The 17,648-nt window shown below is 43.1% G+C and carries 18 protein-coding genes; 1 reads left to right on the forward strand and 17 read right to left on the reverse strand.

The genetic code is table 11. The features are described from left to right. Positions 1 to 11: 11 nt before the first annotated feature. The 16 genes from fliR to HUZ36_RS02130 form a co-directional block, all read right to left on the reverse strand. On the reverse strand, positions 12 to 791 hold the full coding sequence (gene fliR / locus HUZ36_RS02055; protein WP_125252006.1) for a flagellar biosynthetic protein FliR: 780 nt from the start codon (positions 789 to 791) through the stop codon (positions 12 to 14). A 2-nt stretch (positions 792 to 793) separates the two neighbouring features. Further along, on the reverse strand, positions 794 to 1,063 hold the full coding sequence (fliQ, locus tag HUZ36_RS02060) for a flagellar biosynthesis protein FliQ (protein ID WP_125252007.1): 270 nt from the start codon (positions 1,061 to 1,063) through the stop codon (positions 794 to 796). A 1-nt stretch (position 1,064) separates the two neighbouring features. After that, complete coding sequence (fliP, locus tag HUZ36_RS02065; RefSeq protein WP_125252008.1) at positions 1,065 to 1,802, reverse strand: flagellar type III secretion system pore protein FliP; 738 nt, start codon at positions 1,800 to 1,802, stop codon at positions 1,065 to 1,067. Beyond that, the gene (fliO, locus tag HUZ36_RS02070) at positions 1,795 to 2,232 is read right to left on the reverse strand and encodes a flagellar biosynthetic protein FliO (protein WP_404824197.1); all 438 of its coding nucleotides are present in this window, start codon (positions 2,230 to 2,232) and stop codon (positions 1,795 to 1,797) included. The genes fliP and fliO overlap by 8 nt, the downstream gene beginning before the upstream one ends. Before the next feature lie 17 nt (positions 2,233 to 2,249). Further along, the gene (gene fliN, locus HUZ36_RS02075) at positions 2,250 to 2,648 is read right to left on the reverse strand and encodes a flagellar motor switch protein FliN (protein ID WP_125252010.1); all 399 of its coding nucleotides are present in this window, start codon (positions 2,646 to 2,648) and stop codon (positions 2,250 to 2,252) included. Positions 2,649 to 2,715: 67 nt separating this feature from the next. Then, positions 2,716 to 3,810 (reverse strand): flagellar motor switch protein FliM, encoded by a 1,095-nt coding sequence (gene fliM / locus HUZ36_RS02080; RefSeq protein WP_128729874.1) that lies wholly within the window; start codon positions 3,808 to 3,810, stop codon positions 2,716 to 2,718. 10 nt (positions 3,811 to 3,820) lie between these two features. Next, the gene (fliL, locus tag HUZ36_RS02085; protein WP_125252012.1) at positions 3,821 to 4,345 is read right to left on the reverse strand and encodes a flagellar basal body-associated protein FliL; all 525 of its coding nucleotides are present in this window, start codon (positions 4,343 to 4,345) and stop codon (positions 3,821 to 3,823) included. Between the two features lie 43 nt (positions 4,346 to 4,388). Further along, complete coding sequence (locus HUZ36_RS02090) at positions 4,389 to 6,416, reverse strand: flagellar hook-length control protein FliK (protein ID WP_176031869.1); 2,028 nt, start codon at positions 6,414 to 6,416, stop codon at positions 4,389 to 4,391. Between the two features lie 132 nt (positions 6,417 to 6,548). Beyond that, complete coding sequence (gene fliJ / locus HUZ36_RS02095) at positions 6,549 to 6,995, reverse strand: flagellar export protein FliJ (RefSeq protein ID WP_125252014.1); 447 nt, start codon at positions 6,993 to 6,995, stop codon at positions 6,549 to 6,551. Further along, complete coding sequence (fliI, locus tag HUZ36_RS02100; RefSeq protein ID WP_125252015.1) at positions 6,995 to 8,326, reverse strand: flagellar protein export ATPase FliI; 1,332 nt, start codon at positions 8,324 to 8,326, stop codon at positions 6,995 to 6,997. The genes fliJ and fliI overlap by 1 nt, the downstream gene beginning before the upstream one ends. Before the next feature lie 70 nt (positions 8,327 to 8,396). Continuing rightward, positions 8,397 to 9,212, reverse strand: a complete 816-nt coding sequence (gene fliH / locus HUZ36_RS02105) for a flagellar assembly protein FliH (protein WP_125252016.1) — start codon at positions 9,210 to 9,212, stop codon at positions 8,397 to 8,399. Positions 9,213 to 9,215: 3 nt separating this feature from the next. Then, positions 9,216 to 10,256 carry a flagellar motor switch protein FliG gene (gene fliG, locus HUZ36_RS02110; RefSeq protein ID WP_125252017.1) on the reverse strand — a complete coding sequence of 347 codons (1,041 nt, stop codon included), beginning with the start codon at positions 10,254 to 10,256 and terminating at the stop codon, positions 9,216 to 9,218. Then, positions 10,249 to 11,967: a flagellar basal-body MS-ring/collar protein FliF gene (gene fliF, locus HUZ36_RS02115; RefSeq protein ID WP_128729917.1), complete on the reverse strand. Its 1,719-nt coding sequence runs from the start codon at positions 11,965 to 11,967 to the stop codon at positions 10,249 to 10,251. Before fliF ends, fliG begins: the two co-directional genes overlap by 8 nt. Before the next feature lie 20 nt (positions 11,968 to 11,987). Next, on the reverse strand, positions 11,988 to 12,320 hold the full coding sequence (fliE, locus tag HUZ36_RS02120; protein ID WP_125252019.1) for a flagellar hook-basal body complex protein FliE: 333 nt from the start codon (positions 12,318 to 12,320) through the stop codon (positions 11,988 to 11,990). Between the two features lie 254 nt (positions 12,321 to 12,574). Further along, on the reverse strand, positions 12,575 to 13,945 hold the full coding sequence (locus tag HUZ36_RS02125) for a sigma-54-dependent transcriptional regulator (protein ID WP_176031870.1): 1,371 nt from the start codon (positions 13,943 to 13,945) through the stop codon (positions 12,575 to 12,577). Continuing rightward, the gene (locus HUZ36_RS02130) at positions 13,942 to 15,042 is read right to left on the reverse strand and encodes a sensor histidine kinase (protein ID WP_147390471.1); all 1,101 of its coding nucleotides are present in this window, start codon (positions 15,040 to 15,042) and stop codon (positions 13,942 to 13,944) included. The genes HUZ36_RS02125 and HUZ36_RS02130 overlap by 4 nt, the downstream gene beginning before the upstream one ends. Before the next feature lie 182 nt (positions 15,043 to 15,224). Here HUZ36_RS02130 and HUZ36_RS02135 point away from each other — a divergent pair, with 182 nt between their 5' ends. Then, on the forward strand, positions 15,225 to 15,827 hold the full coding sequence (locus HUZ36_RS02135) for a DNA-3-methyladenine glycosylase I (protein WP_147390472.1): 603 nt from the start codon (positions 15,225 to 15,227) through the stop codon (positions 15,825 to 15,827). A 239-nt stretch (positions 15,828 to 16,066) separates the two neighbouring features. On the opposite strand, the gene HUZ36_RS02140 is transcribed toward HUZ36_RS02135, so the two are convergent. After that, positions 16,067 to 17,506, reverse strand: coding sequence for a sigma-54 dependent transcriptional regulator (locus tag HUZ36_RS02140; protein WP_147389968.1), 1,440 nt, complete (start codon positions 17,504 to 17,506; stop codon positions 16,067 to 16,069). Positions 17,507 to 17,648: the final 142 nt, after the last annotated feature.

The raw sequence follows: 17,648 nt of genomic DNA on the forward strand, positions 1-17,648 counted from the left end.
TACTTGCACCTCTATACCGTACAACCAATAAGGTTACACATTAGCTCTGTCATTTTTAGCCACTGAAATTCAAATTGTGCTAAAAAATTCCCTAAAGTAGCCCAAATAATTGTTAAACCGGCCACAAGTGTAAACGCAAAGCCGACTGAGAATATATTCATTTGCGGAGCTGCTCGGGTCATAATCCCAAACGAAATGTTGATAACCAGCATAGCGGTTAGCGGAGCCAAGGATAATGCAAGCGCAGTTGAAAACATCCACCCTCCCCAGTTGACAATAAGCCAAAAGTTATCAACTTTCCACCAATTACCAGCAATGGGGAAGCTCTCAAAGCTGTATACAACCATCTGGATCATCATGAGGTGTCCGTTGTAAACAAAAAACAGCAGTGTTGCTAAGATTAGATAAAACTGACTGACCGCAGGTACGCTTAATCCATTGGCGGGGTCGACAACTGACGCAAAACCAAGGCCCGTTTGCATCGCCAATATCTGGCCGGCAATAATGAAAGTATTTAATAATAATAGTGACCCAAATCCTATCGCAATACCTGTTATCATTTCCTGAATAACAACAAAAATCATAGAAAATGAAAATAAGTCGGTAAATTCCGATTTGGGTAAAGCGGGAACGACTGCAAATGTAATAACAACGGCAAGCGCAAACTTGATCCGCGCGGGAATACTTTGTGCTCCCAACCCTGCCATTACCATGATCATCGAGCTTATACGCACCAGCGGCAGCAAAAAGTCGCTCAACCACTGCATGATCACTGCAAAGGTAAACTCCATGATTAACCCGCTATTTCAGGGATTCGCATCACGAGTAGGTTAAAGTAGTCCATCAGGACTTGAGTTATCCAATGACCTCCAGCAATTAGTGCCATAATTGTGATAATAAGCCTTGGCAAAAAGCTGAGCGTTTGCTCATTGATTGACGTCGCCGCTTGAAACACCGCAACCACTAGTCCAATTAAAAGCCCAGGTATCACTATAGCAGACACTAACTTTATTACGATAAACAGCGCATCACTCAAAATATCAACGAAAACTTCTGGTTCCACGTTACACCCCCAGCCCGAAGCTTCGCGCGAGCGTACCCATCACCAAACCCCATCCATCTACCAATACAAATAACATAATTTTAAATGGCAAAGAGACAATCATAGGTGAAAGCATCATCATACCCATGGCCATTAATACACTCGCGACCACCAGGTCGACAATCAAAAATGGAATAAAGAACATAAAGCCAATAATAAAGGCAGTTTGTAGCTCAGAGGTAACAAAAGCGGGGATTATCACAATAAACGGGGTGTCTTCTGGACTATCTAATTTGTCATAGCCGGCGATTTTTGCAAATGTCTCTAAATCTTTTATCCGTGTTTGCGACAACATAAAGGCTTTCATTGGCTCTTTTGCCCGCTCTAACGCCTGTATAGATGTGATTTCTTCTTTAATATAAGGCTGAACGGCCTGATCATTAATTTGTGAGAAAATTGGCGCCATAATAAATAATGTCAAAAACAAGGTTAACCCTAGAAGGATTTGATTAGAAGGAGACTGTTGAAGACCAATGGCTTGTCTTAAAATTGCTAACACAACGATAATACGCGTAAAGGAAGTCATCATAATAACAGCCGCAGGAATAAAACTTAACGCTGTCATTATTGCTAATACTTGTAGCGTGACAGAATACTCCTGAGAGCCATCGGGGTTAGTCGTAACGTTTATCGCTTCGATGCCTTCGGCGCCAACAGTACCAGAGAAAATAAGTAAGCAGAGTATCAGCAATCTAATCATGATTTGTCTTATTGTTGTTATCTTCAGCGCGACCTTTTCCTACCAAGAATTTCTGTAACTCATTGGCAAAAGGCGTTCGATTAATATCATCAAGTGGTGTTTCTAATTGATAGAGATAATTGATATTGTTCGGCGTCACTCCAAGCAGGTGGTGTTTATTGTCCAGTTCAATAACTAACAACCTTTCCTTGGTGCCAAGCGAAACACTACGGATCACTTTGAAATCTTTTTGGTTGACCATATTTGGATTCAAGCGCTTTAAGATGAAAGCGAGCCCTAACACCAGTCCAATGACCAGTATTAGTGACAGTCCCATAGAAAGTAGCTCAGCACTTAACCCAGAGGCTGCTGACCCTACTGGCGTTACCGTCGCGACAGATGTTGGTGCCGCGCTAGCGGTTGTTGTAACCGCTAAGCTAAATAAACTCAAGTACCCACCTATTCGCATCAGCGTAGCTTTTTAATACGCTCAACTTGGCTTATTACGTCGGTTAAACGAATACCAAATTTATCATTCACAACCACAACCTCGCCATGTGCAATGAGCGTTCCGTTAACTAGTACATCTAGCGGCTCACCTGCGACACGATCCAGCTCCACAACAGAGCCTTGGTTTAGCTGTAAAAGGTTTCGTATGTTTATTTTTGAACGACCTACTTCCATTGAAATAGTGACTGGAATGTCTAGGATCGTGTCAAGTTTTCGTTTTTCATCTGACGATAAGGCAGTGCCAGAGTCTTTCAGCTCATCTAATTCAGCAACTTCTGGCTCGCCATCGTTGTCAGAGCCTTCTGCTTCAGCTAATGCTGCAGCCCATTCGTCCATAGTATCTTGATCATCGCTCATTGATTACTACCTGATTTAATTTATTTTTACCCACAACTGGCGTCTAATGATAACAATCACCTAGAGACTACCAATCTAAATCAACACCTTCTGATAGGTGCAAATCCTCTTCAAGCTCAGCAAGCTCTGCATCTGAGTCCAGCTTTTTACCACCTTTGGTAAATACATGAAGTTCAGACTTAACAGATTCTGGACGCTTAATTTTTTCACTGATCTGCAGTGCAACATTATCGCGAGACCGTCCCATTTTAGCTCTAAAGGTCGGTAACTCTTCAACAAATACCGTTACATGTTCAGGCATTTCAACTGGAATAACATCCCCTGCTTGTAACTTCATTATCTGCTCTAATGACAAATCTACTTCGAGCAATTGTGACGAAACTTCTACTTCCACGTCCATTATCTCATCGCGTAGTGCCTTACTCCAGCGCAAGTCTGTATCTTCGGTATCAGATTGTACACCAGCGTCAAGCAACTCTCGGATAGGTTCAAGCATCGAGTACGGGAGTGAAATGTGAAAATCGCCGCCACCGCCATCCAACTCAATATGAAATGAGCTGATAACGACAACTTCAGTCGGCGATACGATGTTCGCCATCGCGGGATTCACCTCCGAGTCTAAGTACTCAAAAGACACATCCATTACAGGTGCCCAAGCTTCTTTATAGTCTTCAAAGATGATTTTTAGTAGCATTTGAACGATACGTCGTTCTGTCGGCGTAAACTCCCGTCCCTCAATCTTGGCATGATAACGGCCATCTCCACCGAAGAAATTGTCTACCAAAATAAATACTAATCGTGCTTCCATAGTAATTAGGCCAGTCCCTTTTAATGGCCTGAACCTCACCATGTTTAGACTAGTTGGTACAAACAAGGTATGAATATACTCGCCAAACTTGAGCATCTGCACGCCGTTAATAGACACTTCAGCGGTACGTCGCATCATGTTAAAAAGGCTGATCCGCATGTGGCGTGCAAAACGTTCGTTAACGATCTCAAGTGTCGGCATGCGCCCACGCACAATCCTATCTTGAGATGAAAAGTCGTATTGTAAGGCGCCGGCACCATCACCATCTTCACCATCTGCGATTTCGTCTTCTTCGACTTCATCTACACCATGGAGTAGCGCATCAATTTCGTCTTGGGATAATAAGTCGCTCACAAATACTACCTTATTGCATTACAAAGCCGGTAAATAACACGCGCTCAATCACTTTACTACCTTCAACCCCTTCCATTGCTGCTTGCACTTTGTCAAGTGCAGTCAACCTTAGCGTTTCCTTGCCAGCACTGGTGCTTAACTCATCAGCGGTTGTCGTTGAGAACACACTAAGCAGTGTCCCCTCAATCAGTGGGATATGTTTTTTGGCAACTTCTTCGTTGACATCTCCACGCACCAATAGCTGCACTTTTATTTGCACAATCCTATCGCGGCTTGCCCCGGGTACATTGAAAACAAAAGGTCTTGGCATCGCGACATACAACGCACTACCAATTTGCGCTGAGTTGCCTTGCTCCGCTTTCACTTCACTTGCTGTTGTTTCTTCAGCGAGCGTTTCCTCTGGCGCATCTGAGCCTGAAAATAGGAAAAATCCGGCAACACCACCGAGCACTAAAACGGCAGCCGCAATAATAATAATCAGTTTCTTCTTCGAGCCACCTGTTTCTTCTATTTCTAAGTCAGTTTCTTCAGCCATAGCAAACCCTTATATTCTTTTGTAACTACAATAATAGCAGGTGTTAGGCATAGTAATCTATTGCAGAATCAGTATTTCTCTGCGGTGAAGCTTGTACATTTTGTGCTGTGTCATCACTACTACCATGTCCAGCTTGTCCACCAGCACTACCAGAATTTCCTTCAGCATCACCATCACTCTGCCCTTGTTGCTGATGAGATATTTGGCTATCTCCTAACTCAATCCCTTGTTCTGCAAGCATTTCTCTTAACCTAGGCATGGACTGCTCCAGTAACTCTTTTGCCTGTTGATTTTGCACAACGATATTCACTTGAGCTTGCTCTGCATCACTTTTTATTCGTATCTGCATTGCCCCCAACTCAGGAGGATCAAGTCTGATTTCAGCCTCTTTATTGTTTAGGTTCAACATCATACCAACTCGCTGATGCAGCTCCTTGGCGGCATCTTGACGCGCAATGTTGATTGCCTGTTGAAGGTTAGCATCAGTTGCAGGTTTTGTCTGTGCTGTTGATTGGTTTGAAGACTGTGTTTGTTGAACTTGCTGCACTTCTTTTAAGGTTTGGTTTAAAGAGGAGTTATCCTGCTGTGGTGTTTGAACAGGGCTTGTTTCTTGTTTTAGTGCTGCTTGTGTAGTTGCGACGAAAGGCTGACGTTCAGATTTGAGCGCTTCCTTATTTGAATGCGCTTCAACTTGCGCTGAACGACTTAACTCTTTTTCTGCCAGTTTTTCGATAACTTGCTTATCGGTATTTTGTTTTTCTACGTTCTGTTTTTCAAGTACGCTGCTTTCAACATCTTGTAACTTTTGATTTTCACGATTTTGATCCACATTCTGTTTTACCGAGGTAGGGATATCTTTCCCCTCTTTAAGGGGCGTCGTTATTACTTTTTCCTTAGTAAGTTGTGTCTCGGAAATCACAATATCATTAACTGATGTTTTCCCCTCTGACGTCATATTCTCTGAGTTTAGCGACTGAACAAGAGGTTTGAGCTGTTCTAGCGTCGTTACGCCAGAGCGGTTTCCTAGGAGCTGTGCTATTGCTTTTTGAACACCTGGAGAAGCATCATAAACATCCAATTTACCATCAATTACCGCTTTTAATTGTTGTTGTTCTTGATGAGTTAACTTTGCAATTATCTGAACTTGTTGTTCACCACCTTTTGCTGCACTTTTCTTGGTATCTATAGCTATTGTAGCGTTCGATTCAGTAGCTGACTCTTTCAACTTCGCTTTACTCTGCTTTTCATCAGCAAGCAAGTCATCATTAGACGTGGTAGATTGAGTGCTTTGTACTTTTAAAACGGCTTCATCGGTACTATTTTTCAGTCCTATTGCCGCTTTACTCCCTAAGTCTGCATCATCAGCTTTATTGTTTTGTAACGCGCTCTCTACCCCTTTAGTCGCAATGGCAGTTGCTACAGTTGGCTTCTCAAGTTGATCTTCAGCATGTTTCTCAGGCTGGTTTTGCATTGGCAGCTTGTCCATACTTTGAGCTTTTGGATCTGTTCTTTGCTCTTTGCCAGTCGAAATGAGCGTACCATCTATGGCTGAAACAGGTTTAGTTTGCTCCTTTTGTCCCTGCACCTCTGTGTCTTCTGTCGATTTTGCACCAGAAATACCGTTAGACTCTTTCTCTAGCGCTTCTTTGACAGATTGCGCTACTAAACTTGGATGCTGCAATGAAGTATCTTGCTTCTTTGATGCACTGATTTGTGTGTACAAATCATTATCTGGTAAATCAGGTAACACTTCGCCTGACATCTCTGAAGGTATACTATCGCCTTGATACTGAGATAGCACAGCACCTTCTTCCCCCTTTTCTTTTACTGATGGTGTAACACTTTGTTCAGACTCAGCTAATTCCTTAGTGACACCAGCCCCCAAGTCTGATGAACCATCTGAATCGACTTGCTCTTGAGCAGACTTATCGCCTTGATGAGTTAGCTCAGCCATCAATACGCGAAACCCGGTTTCACCCTCTTGGCTATTAGCGTCCTGCTCTGAGGCTTTACCTTTAACCTCAACTTCTTGACTGCCTCGTTGCAGCATAGATGCAAGCATTACATTCATTATTAAGCTACCTCAAAAAGTGGCAATATACTGCCGTTGTAATTAACGCTAACACGCCTAAAAGCCGCATTATTAAGCATTCACTACATAAATTTGAAAACGTTTTAACTACTTTGCATATTTCGAGCCAACCTACCAAGAGCGTGCTCTTCGAACAAATTGGTTGGTGGCAAACTCATCCAGCATTCTTTGCTCTGCTTTGGCTAATTTTTGCTGCTGTGCCAACGCTTGTTTCTCTATTAGCTTTTCAATGGCTTTGGTTTTCGCTTGTTGCGCTAACCACAATTTACGGCGCTGCTCAACGACTTGTTTAGCGGTATTCACGGTTTTCGCCTGCTGATCTATCGCCTGTTCAATCTTATTAATAAAGTTATGATATTGATTGAAACCACCACTCGTTAAACCAACCTTTGCCTTATTGTGAAGCTGCATACTGTACTCCATCCGAAAATCGTTGAGCCCTGATAATCTTTGTTGGTTGGTAGTAAGATGTTGCTGTGCTTGCACAAAGTTTGCGCGCAAGTTATCTTCTTTGTCTTTTTCTAATTTCAGCAGCAGGTCTAATTTATTGTTTGCCATTATGCTTGTCCCAGAAGCTGCGCAAGGTTTTGTAGACACTCATCATAGTTGATAACGTCTTTCATTCCTTGCTGTAAGAAATTATTGACCGCAGGCATCATGTTTATCGCCTGATCTAACATTTGGTCACTACCTTTTTGGTAGGCACCAAGTGTGATCATATCTTTGTTCTGCTGATACATGGAGTAGACTTGCTTTAGCACTCTAGCTTGCTGCATATGCGCTTCAGATACAACTTGTGGCATAACACGGCTAATGGACTTTTCAATATCAATTGCTGGGTAATGCCCACTATCCGCAAGTTCTCTCGAAAGTACTATATGACCATCTAATATCGCACGAGCAGCATCCGCGATTGGGTCTTGCATATCATCGCCTTCACTCAATACCGTGAAAAATGCGGTAATTGAGCCTTGTCCTTCACCGCCATTACCCGCTCGCTCAACCAATGCGGGTAGTTTTGCAAACACCGAGGGGGGGTAACCCTTTGTGGCTGGCGGCTCACCTACCGCGAGTGCAATTTCTCGCTGCGCCATGGCATAACGCGTTACAGAGTCTAATAGTAGTAAGACATTTAGGCCTTGATCGCGAAAATACTCAGCGATTGTCACTGCGCTTTCACAGCCTTTAAGGCGCATTAAAGGTGAAGCATCCGCCGGTGCGGCAACCACCACAGAGCGTCGCCGCCCCTCTACGCCAAGTATTTCATCAATAAACTCTTTAACTTCCCGCCCACGTTCTCCTACAAGGCCAACAACGATAACATCAGCTTCACTGCCTCGGGTCATCATGCCAAGCAATACTGACTTACCTACACCACTACCTGCAAACAAACCCATACGTTGACCTTGCCCAACAGTAACAATAGAATTTATGGCTCGTACCCCTACGTCCATTGGGGAGTCGATCGGTCTTCTAGCAAGTGGGTTTATCGGCGCCGCTGCAAATTTCAAGTGCTGCTGGGCATCTATAGCACCGAGGCCATCAAGAGGGCGGCCTAAGCCATCAACAACACGGCCAAGTAGCTCCATACCGACAGGCAGACCTGAATCTTTCACTTTGGGAATAACGCGGGCGCCAGGAAGCACACCAGTAATATGATCGTTAGGCATCAAATAAAGCGTATCTTGATTAAAGCCTATCACTTCAGCGTCAATGAAGCCGCCGAGTGTTTCAATTTTGCACTGACTGCCAATAGGTGCATTCAGTCCTCTTGCTTCCAGCGTTAACCCAACCACTCGAGTCAGGCTACCTGCAACGGCCACGCCATAAGGCTTTACAAACTTTTTGTATTTACTGATCCGCTCGCTCAAAGCAGCTGATGTAGACATTTCGTAGTTACCTATTTAGATGCTTCCCTCAAATGCTTGCGAACAACAGGCAATGAGGGCAAGTTCTTATTTACGGATTTATACCACTGTCTAGCAAAAATGATTCCAATACTTCACTGATGCGGTTTTTCAGTGTCATATCAATTGAAGATTGTGGTGTTTTGACCTCACATCCCCCTCTATCTAGAGTTGGTTCAGGGATCAGCTGCCAATGCTGTGATTCGATGTGTTCCGCACCATACATAGATTGTACTAACTCTAGATCTTCTGGATGCAGATGTATTCGCACCGTTTGCTCTTTAACTGGTAGCGCATCCATTGCTTTTTTCAATGCGTTCAAAATAAGCTCAGGGCTGGTTTTCAGTTCTTTAAAAATGACTTGCTCTGCCAATAAATTGACAAGATATACCAGTTGCTTTTCACACTCATCATCAACACGTGTAAGTGGCGATTGCATCTCGTCTAATAAGCTTGAGAGTGCTTTCATGCGTTCTTCGATAATTGGTTGTGCTTCTTCGATGCCCTTCTCTTTCCCTATCTCAACGCCTTCTTTATAGCCAGCTTCTTTACCTTCTGATACGCCTTTTTCAAAGCCCTCAATATAACCTTGCTCATGACCTTGTTTGATACCTTCGTCATAAGCATCTTGGCGAATTTGTTCAAGCTCTTCGAGTGTTAGCGTCGGAAATTCAGGCTCTTGCGGCTCAGGCTCTTCGTGAACCTGTTTCTTACTATAGAGTTCCTCCAGCGGCGTGCCAAACGCAGTCGATCGCCCTCTAAATTTCTCTGGTTTATCAGACACATCTGGTATTGGCCAGTTTTCTAGCAATTCATCTAATGCTTCGGTACTGACAGGGCGACCTTTATACAGCTTTTTATCGACCATGGTTTACAAGAACTCCTCACCACCACCACCACCAAGCATGATTTCGCCTGAATCGGCCAAACGTCTCGCGGTAGCAAGAATTTCTTTTTGTGCTGCTTCAACTTCACTTATCCTGACAGGCGGCATAGCTTCTAAGTCATCTTGCATCATTTCAGCTGCGCGCTTGGACATATTTTTCAATATCTTATCTTTCAGTGAGTCATCAGCGCCTTTAATCGCTTTCATCAGTACATCTTGCTGTACTTCACGCAAAATTGCTTGGATCCCTCGGTCTTCTACATCCATTAAATTCTCAAACACAAACATTAAATCTTGGATTTGTTGTGACATCTCTTCATCATGTTCGCGTATAGAATCCATCAGCTGGCCTTCAACGTTAGTATCAAGATAGTTCATGATATCAGCGGCCGCTTTTAAGCCACCCATTTTCGCAGCCTGCGCACCAGCTTGGCCAGCAAATTGTTTTTCCATGATTTCGTTTAGCTCTTGTAATGCCGCGGGCTGAACTTCTTCTAGGTTGGCGATTCTCATCGTTAAGTCTAAGCGCACTTTCTCAGGAAACTGAGACAATATTTCTGCGGACTGCTCCGGCTCTAGGTAAGACAAAACAATGGTTTGGATTTGCGGGTGCTCGTTACGAATGATATTCGCAACCTGTTTAGAGTCCATCCATTTTAATGAATCTAAGCCTTTTGCACCTGAACCCATTACAATTTGGTCTATTAAGCTTGCTGCTTTGTCTTCGCCAAGTGCTGCAGTCAGTGCTTTTTTAATAAAGTCTTCAGATTGGAAGCCTATGGTACTAAAGCTTTGTATTTGCTCAATAAACAAGTTATGCACTGCTGCAATTTTAGCCTGTGATAAGTCATCCATAGACGCCATCGCCATACCCACCTTTTGTACCTGCTTTGGCTCTAGGTGTTTTAAAATTTGAGCTGCATCTTCTTCTGTCAAACTAAGCAGTAAGATGGCGGCTTTATCAACGCCATCTAATTTTTCAACGTCAAAGGCCGCGGGTAATTGTTTTTGTTCTTCATCAGTCATCTTCGGTTAACCACGCTTTCACAACTTGTGATGAGAGTTCAGGTTCATTCGCAACAAGGGCACGTACCGCTTTTAGTAGGTCCTCATCACCATGTAAGTCTGGCAATTGTAATCTACCGTCTGATGAGAAGCCAACTGCTGACTCGTCGAAATCGTTATTTAGCATATCTAACGTGCTATCACCTAGGTCAACACCGCTGGTTAAAGCATCTTCATCAAAATCTTCCAGTGTATCATCTGGGTAAATTAGACGTTTAAGCATAGGTCGTACCACTGCTAAGATTAGCACAATGATAACTAACGTTCCCGCAACTAAGCGAATGGTTTTTTGGAACCAATCTTGTTCCCACAGTGGTAACTCTTGCATTTCCATCAAATCTTCGCGAACGAATGGTACAGTAACCACTTCTAGTGCGTCGCCACGCTGCATGTCAAAGCCGACACCGCCTTGAAGCAAACGACGGATATTGTTCAGCGCTTCTTGTGAACGAGGCACCATAGTCATATTACCTTCGGCATCTGGCTGAGGTAGGTAATCAACCGCCACACTCACACTAATTCTGCGAATAACGCCAGTTTGTTGACGCTTATGACTAATCGTCGTATCAAGTTCGTAGTTACGGGTCGCTTCTTTTTGAATACTGCTAGGCGTAGTGCCATTACCGTTTCCCCCTTGACCTGCAACTTCAGGGATATTTGAGTTAAGTGGAGGTTGGTTCGTCAGCGCTCCTGGGATCCCCACTGATAGACCGCCAATATTGTTTTCTTCGTAAGTTGTTTCACTTCTGACCGCTGGTAAATCAGGGTTATAGCGTTTTTGTGTTTCTTCAACTGCACTAAAGTCCATCGTCAGATCAACTTGGGCCGTAAAATTGCCTAGGCCCACTGTTGGGATCAGTATACTGTCTATCTTTTCTAAGTACTCTTGCTCTCGCTTACGTTCAATTTCGTACTCTTTTCTAGAGCGAGCAGCAAGCGAATCTTGTGAACCTGAGTTAAGTAAGCGTCCATTTTGGTCAGTCACCGTTACCCGTGATGGCTCCAGCCCCTGTACCGCTGATGCCACGATATCTACGATAGAGTCAACTTCTTCTCCTCCTAAAGTTCTGCCACGCTTTAGCGTGATCACCACTGTCGCAGATGGTTTCTTTTCACGACGGGCAAATACGTTCTCCTTTGGAATAGCTAACAGTACTTTTGCACGATTTACATCTTGCAGCTCTTCAATCGTTCTTGCCAACTGCTGCTCACGACCGTGCTTTAGCCGTTCTCTTTCAAGACGTTGACTAACACCAAAACCCATGTCCTGCATTAAAATATCAGTACCGGAGCTAGGAGATTGGGTGAAACCATCACGCGCCATACGCAACTTAACATCTTGGTAATCCGATTCAGCAACTAAAATAGTATTACCGTCTAATTGGTACTCAATTTTTTGTTGGTCTAGGAAGTCTAGCGTCTCAACTAGCTCTTCAGTAGGATATTTACCCAGCGGACGCATGTCTGGCTGGCGGGCCCAAATAATGATAAAAATGGCAATTGCTAAACAAATAGCTAACGCAATAACCAGAGTAACCTGGCGCAACATATCGACACCGCTTAGCGCACTGAAGTAGCCAGACTTTTGCTCTTGTTGCTCGTCCGAACCGCTGTCGTTATTCAGCGCTGCGTCGGAAAGTGTAAGATCTGTTGATTGATTAGTAGCCACGATTACTCTCCACAATCATTTTGTTAAACTGGCATGCTCATGATTTCTTTATAGGCTTCGACAAGTTTATTGCGAACTTGTACCGTTGCCTCAAAAGCGACCGATGATTTTTGTTTTGCGATCATCGCCTCAGCAAGAGAAACACTACGATCACCCATCTCCACCGCCGTCACTTTTTTCTTTGCGTCTTGCTGAAGGCCATGAACAGAATTGAGTGCGTCAGAGAGTAAATCTCCAAATTGAGCTGAAGAAGATGCTGCTGTTTTAATTGGCTGCACAGTAGGCTGCGTATTTCTTGTCGCTTCTGCGGCCATTGCCTGCATTTCTTGGAATAGCGCTGATGATTGTACTTTCATGATGCTTTACTCAAAATAACTCTTGTTACCTTGATGAAAGCAGGAAACATGCCAACATTAAAATACTTTAATTTCAGTTGGTTAAGCTGAAATTGCCCTGTCGAAAAATTGGCAGTCGGAGGAAAAGGAAGGTGCCAGAGAAAAGCAACAGCTTCGTTTAGGTTGATGTTGTATTAGCCTGAGGTGTACAAATGAAGGTAAGCTCACGTCCTACTTTTAAGCTCACCTTCAAGATATCTGAGCGACTCTTTCACCTAAGCTGGTAACGCAATTCCGAGATCTCGCATTTTTGCTAGCTTATAGCGCAGTGTCCTTGGGCTCATGCCTAAAACTTCAGCCACTTCTTTGCGCTTACCATTAAACTTAGCAAGCGTATCCAAAATAATTTGATGCTCTTTGTCCTGTAGCTCATCCTTATAATTGATGATGCCATCATCATTGGGAGCGTCTTCTGTAGCGGACTGTGTGAGGCTAGTTTCTGACTCAACCAAAGACATCGGTGAAAAGTTTTCAATAAAAATATCATCTTCTGTGATTTCAAGGCCCTGAAACAATATCAAAGCACGCTGGATGACGTTATCAAGCTCACGCACGTTGCCAGGCCAGCTATGAGAATTTAACTTTTGCTTAGCACTAGTACTTAACTTGGGTGTTGGTTTACCCGCTTTTTGCATATGTCTTGATAGCAAGTGCTCAGCCAATACCGTAATGTCTCCTGCTCTATCTCTAAGCGGCAGCCATTCCAATGGGAAAACATTAAGGCGATAGTATAAATCTTCTCTAAATACCCCATCTTCAACCGCTTCTTTCAAATCTCGGTTACTGGTTGCCAACACCCTAACATCTAGTGTTATGGTTTTTCTACTACCAAGTCGCTCCACTTCCCGCTCTTGTAAAACGCGAAGTAATTTTGCCTGAAGCCCCAAATCCATTTCTGTGATTTCATCCAGTAATATTGTCCCTTTTTGCGCTTGTTCAAACTTACCAGGGCATGCCTGAATTGCACCTGTGAATGCGCCCTTCTCATATCCAAACAGGGTAGCCTCAAGCATATTTTCTGGAATTGCAGCACAATTAATTGCAATAAATGGTTCGTCAGCCCTGTCTGATTTATCATGAATATAACGGGCTAATACCTCTTTACCTGATCCACTCGGCCCAAGCACCATTACACTGGCATCAGACTTTGCTACTTTTGCAGCCAACTCAAGCAGCTTTATACTCTTTGGATCAGCGACGATAGGACCCTCTGTTTCTTTTTCTTTTTCAGGTAGGTAACGACCCACCATATTCAACAACACTTCAGGCGCAAAAGGCTTAGCCATGTAATCAATGGCTCCCAAACGCATCGCTTCAACCGCATCATCAATAGTCGCATAAGCTGTCATCATTAACACTGGCAGCTCAGGGTAGTTAAGCTTTATGGATTTCAACAAATCTAGCCCACTCATTGCACCCATTTGAACATCGCTTACCACCAAAGAAAACGTCTCTTGCTTGAGTAACAATACGGCTTGCTCTGCACTGTTTGCTTCGACACATTCAATGCTTGAAAGCTGTAACGTATCGATGAGCGCTTCTCTTAAGCCGGCATCATCTTCAACAACTAACACTTTATTACTCATAATTCCTCCGCTTTGATCAGTGGTAGTATCAGACTAAACTGTGCACCTAGACCTTTGATATTTTCAGCCCTGACAAACCCTTTGTGTGCATTTGCTACCGAGTTTACAACTGCCAAACCTAATCCTGTTCCTTGCGATTTGGTGGTAAAGAACGGTTCGAACAGCTTATCGACTAGCGCTTCATCTATACCTGGACCATTGTCTGTGACAGAAATACGCACGTGTTCGCCACAGGGCTCACGCTCTGCTTTAAGCTTAATGTGGGCGTCACTGCCAATAATTTGAATACTGTTATGGATAAGGTTCTGAATAGCGCTCGCCAATGCAGTACGATTACCAAGTATCTCAATATCCGGCTCAGGCAAATCGGCTTCCAACTTAGCGTGATTAAGTTCAACCATAGCGTCAGCACCCGCTTTGACTTCACTTAGTAAATACTGCATAGAGACCCGTTCAACCACTTGTTGTTCGCCACTTTTTGCGAATAACAGCATGTCATTCACCTGATTTTCTAAATCTTTTAATCGTGACATCAATTTGTCATGAAACTTTTCCCGAGATGCTTGTGGTAAGTTTGTAGCGCCTAAATTGGCACCATAAAGCATTGCTGCTGACAATGGCGTTCTAACTTGATGCGCCAAAGAAGCCACCATTTTTCCCAATGCGCTTAGCCTTTGCATGTGAGCAACTCGACTCTGTAATCGCCGAGTTTCTGTCAGATCAGTCATTAGGATCAGTTGCCCAGGCTCGGGCGCTAATGCTGTTATATCCAGCTTAATTCGGCGACCGTCTTTAAGAGAGACCTCATGACCATCATCTTGCTGTGGCCTAAATGAGCGTTGAATAATACTGAACCACTTTTCTCCCTCGAGCGGCTCTCCAAGCATATCCATTGCTATCTGATTTGCTTTGGCAATCATCCCTTGACCATCTAAAACAATCACGCCTGCTGGCATAGTGTCAACCAGATGACCTAGCCAACTTGCTTGTTGTCGTAGATCGCTCAACTCACCCACATATGCTTCTTGAAGTAAGCAAGGGTTATAATGACCAGTAGTTGGTACAAACTGAGGATTAATAACATGTGCTAATGCCATTTTTCCGCTCTCTTAAAAATAAACTCATGTAGAAAAAGCAAAAAACATTCCAACTTTATATTCCTTTAAAAACATAAAGTTAAAGAAGCACTGTAAAGAACAATTTATTGACACTGTATTTATGTACAGTTACATGTTAGAGTCCTAAAGCTCGAACAATAAATAAGCTAAAGGACACTTTCATGAATAGACGATGCAGTTGGGTTGATCAAAGTAAACCCGATTATATTGAGTACCACGATAAAGAATGGGGAAAGCCAGTACTCAATGACAAAAGCTTATTCGAGTTTCTGACCTTAGAGTCCGCTCAAGCAGGCCTTAGCTGGTATACCATACTAAAAAAACGTGAGGGTTATCGGCAGGCATTTCATAACTTTGATGTGCAAAAAGTCAGTCAAATGACAGAACAAGATATTGAAAGGTTATTGACGTTTGACGGTATCATTAGAAATCGAGCGAAAATCGCTGCCACCATCAATAATGCTAGGCACTTTATTGAGATCCAACAAGCCTTCGGCAGCTTTGCTCGTTATCAGTGGGGGTTTGTTGACTATCAACCCATTGTAAATAAAATGCGTGATAAGCAAGACGCCGTTGCTACTAGCGAAATCAGCGACAAATTCGCTAAAGACTTAAAAAAGCGGGGATTTAAATTTCTTGGTTCTACAACAGTATACGCGCACATGCAGGCCTGTGGGATGGTTAATGACCACGCAGATGACTGCTTTTGCAAACAAGCTATTATTGATAGTTATGTCTCTTTGGATTTTTCGAAAATAGAGTAAGTGATCTAGATGGCACTTATTACAAGACAAGTAGTTCGAAGTTATACCAATTTTCTTAATTAAGTGGTCTATTTTGAGGCGAGAAAATCTTGTCGATAACTAGGCAAAAATTTTGATATTTAGTTGTTCTAAATGAGAAATTTTTAACGCTGTTAGCGTCAGATTTACTCCTTCAAATTGAGCTAGTATTAAGTCAAATTGGTATTAACCATAGCAACAGTTAACTTCGGTGTAATAAGTTAATCGCGATTAAGATTGTACTTTTTCATTTTTTCTACCAATGTGGTGCGGCGAACACCTAAAATTTCCGCTGCACGCGCAACAACATAGTCATAACGTTCAAGCGCTTGCGTGATCAAGTCTATCTCTAGTTCAGCTAGGTATTCTTTGAGCTCGATCCCCTCATCCGGCAACAAACCTACGCCTGCCGTTTGCGACGTAAAGTCTTGTACTAACGTATCCTCTTCATCGTCACTAAAGCCTTCGCTGAACAATTCATTAAAAGCATCTTTTTCTAACAATTCTTCTGGATATTCAGGTTCAAATGCTTCGACTTCGATGTAGCGATACTTTTGTGGTAGGTCGGTGATATCTACAACTTTATCAGGGAACATAATCACCATACGTTCTACAAGATTCGCAAGCTCCCGAATATTGCCAGGCCAAGCGTGTGCTTTTAAACTTTCTACTGCTCTATCTGTAAATTTGACCGAATTACCTGACTGTTCATTCACACGGCGTGTCAGCTCTTTCAGCAGTAGCGTAATATCTTCAGCACGTTCATTAAGTGATGGGTTTTCGATTGGAAAAACATTGAGACGGTAAAATAAATCTTCTCGAAACTTACCTTCTTCTATCATGGTTTCCAAGTTGCGGTGAGTCGCCGCAATAACACGAACATCAGCTTGAATTGGCTTTGTGCCCCCCACCCGCTCATAAGTTCGCTCTTGAAGGACACGTAGCAGTTTAACCTGCATTTGTAGTGGCATATCACCTATTTCATCAAGAAAAAGTGTGCCGCCTTGCGCCAATTCAAAACGCCCTTTTCGTGCGGATATCGCTCCGGTAAACGCCCCTTTTTCATGACCAAATAGTTCGCTTTCCAACAACTCCCCTGGAATCGCACCACAGTTTACTGGCACAAATGGGCCATGAGCACGCTTAGATAAAAGGTGTACATTACGCGCAACCACTTCCTTACCCGTTCCTGACTCGCCTAAAATCAGTACGTTAGCATCTGTTTTTGCCACTTGAGAGATTAAAAAGCGTACATTTTTGACCGCATCCGTCTCTCCAACTAGACCGTCGAAACTCTTATTTTGCAGCTTGTTTTCTTTATTTGGCAGCATCCGTAAGTATTGTTGACAGTCATGAAGTAACTGCATTGTGACTTCTTGGCTGAACGGTTCCGTAATGAGGCCAATAACATTGGGTAGTGAAAGCAATGGCCTAAGCGTTTCACCTATCAATAAAAAAGGCACTGCTGGGTGCGATTTGATCAAGGCTTCATGAGAAGCGTGTTGTAATGCACCTAACACAAAAATCGGCTCTTGGTTTTTATCAATGATGCTTGGCGCGTATTGCTCTTCAGCTAGCACGTCATTTGCCTGACCGACAAAGCTAAGCGCTGCGCCTAATCCGATCGCTCTTTTATTGTTGTTATCTAAGATCAAGACCATTGCTTGAGAACCAATCTACTAAAATTTTCAATAGTTAGATTGTAAGAGAGATTAAAGGGGATGCAATACCTAAGTGGCAATTTTTTGACATAAACGCCAAAAAATCGCCACCTGTACTGTTCTATATCAATACTTTGGTATT

The sequence above is a fragment of the Pseudoalteromonas sp. McH1-7 genome, from assembly GCF_013366255.1.
Taxonomy (GTDB): Bacteria; Pseudomonadota; Gammaproteobacteria; order Enterobacterales; family Alteromonadaceae; genus Pseudoalteromonas; species Pseudoalteromonas peptidolytica.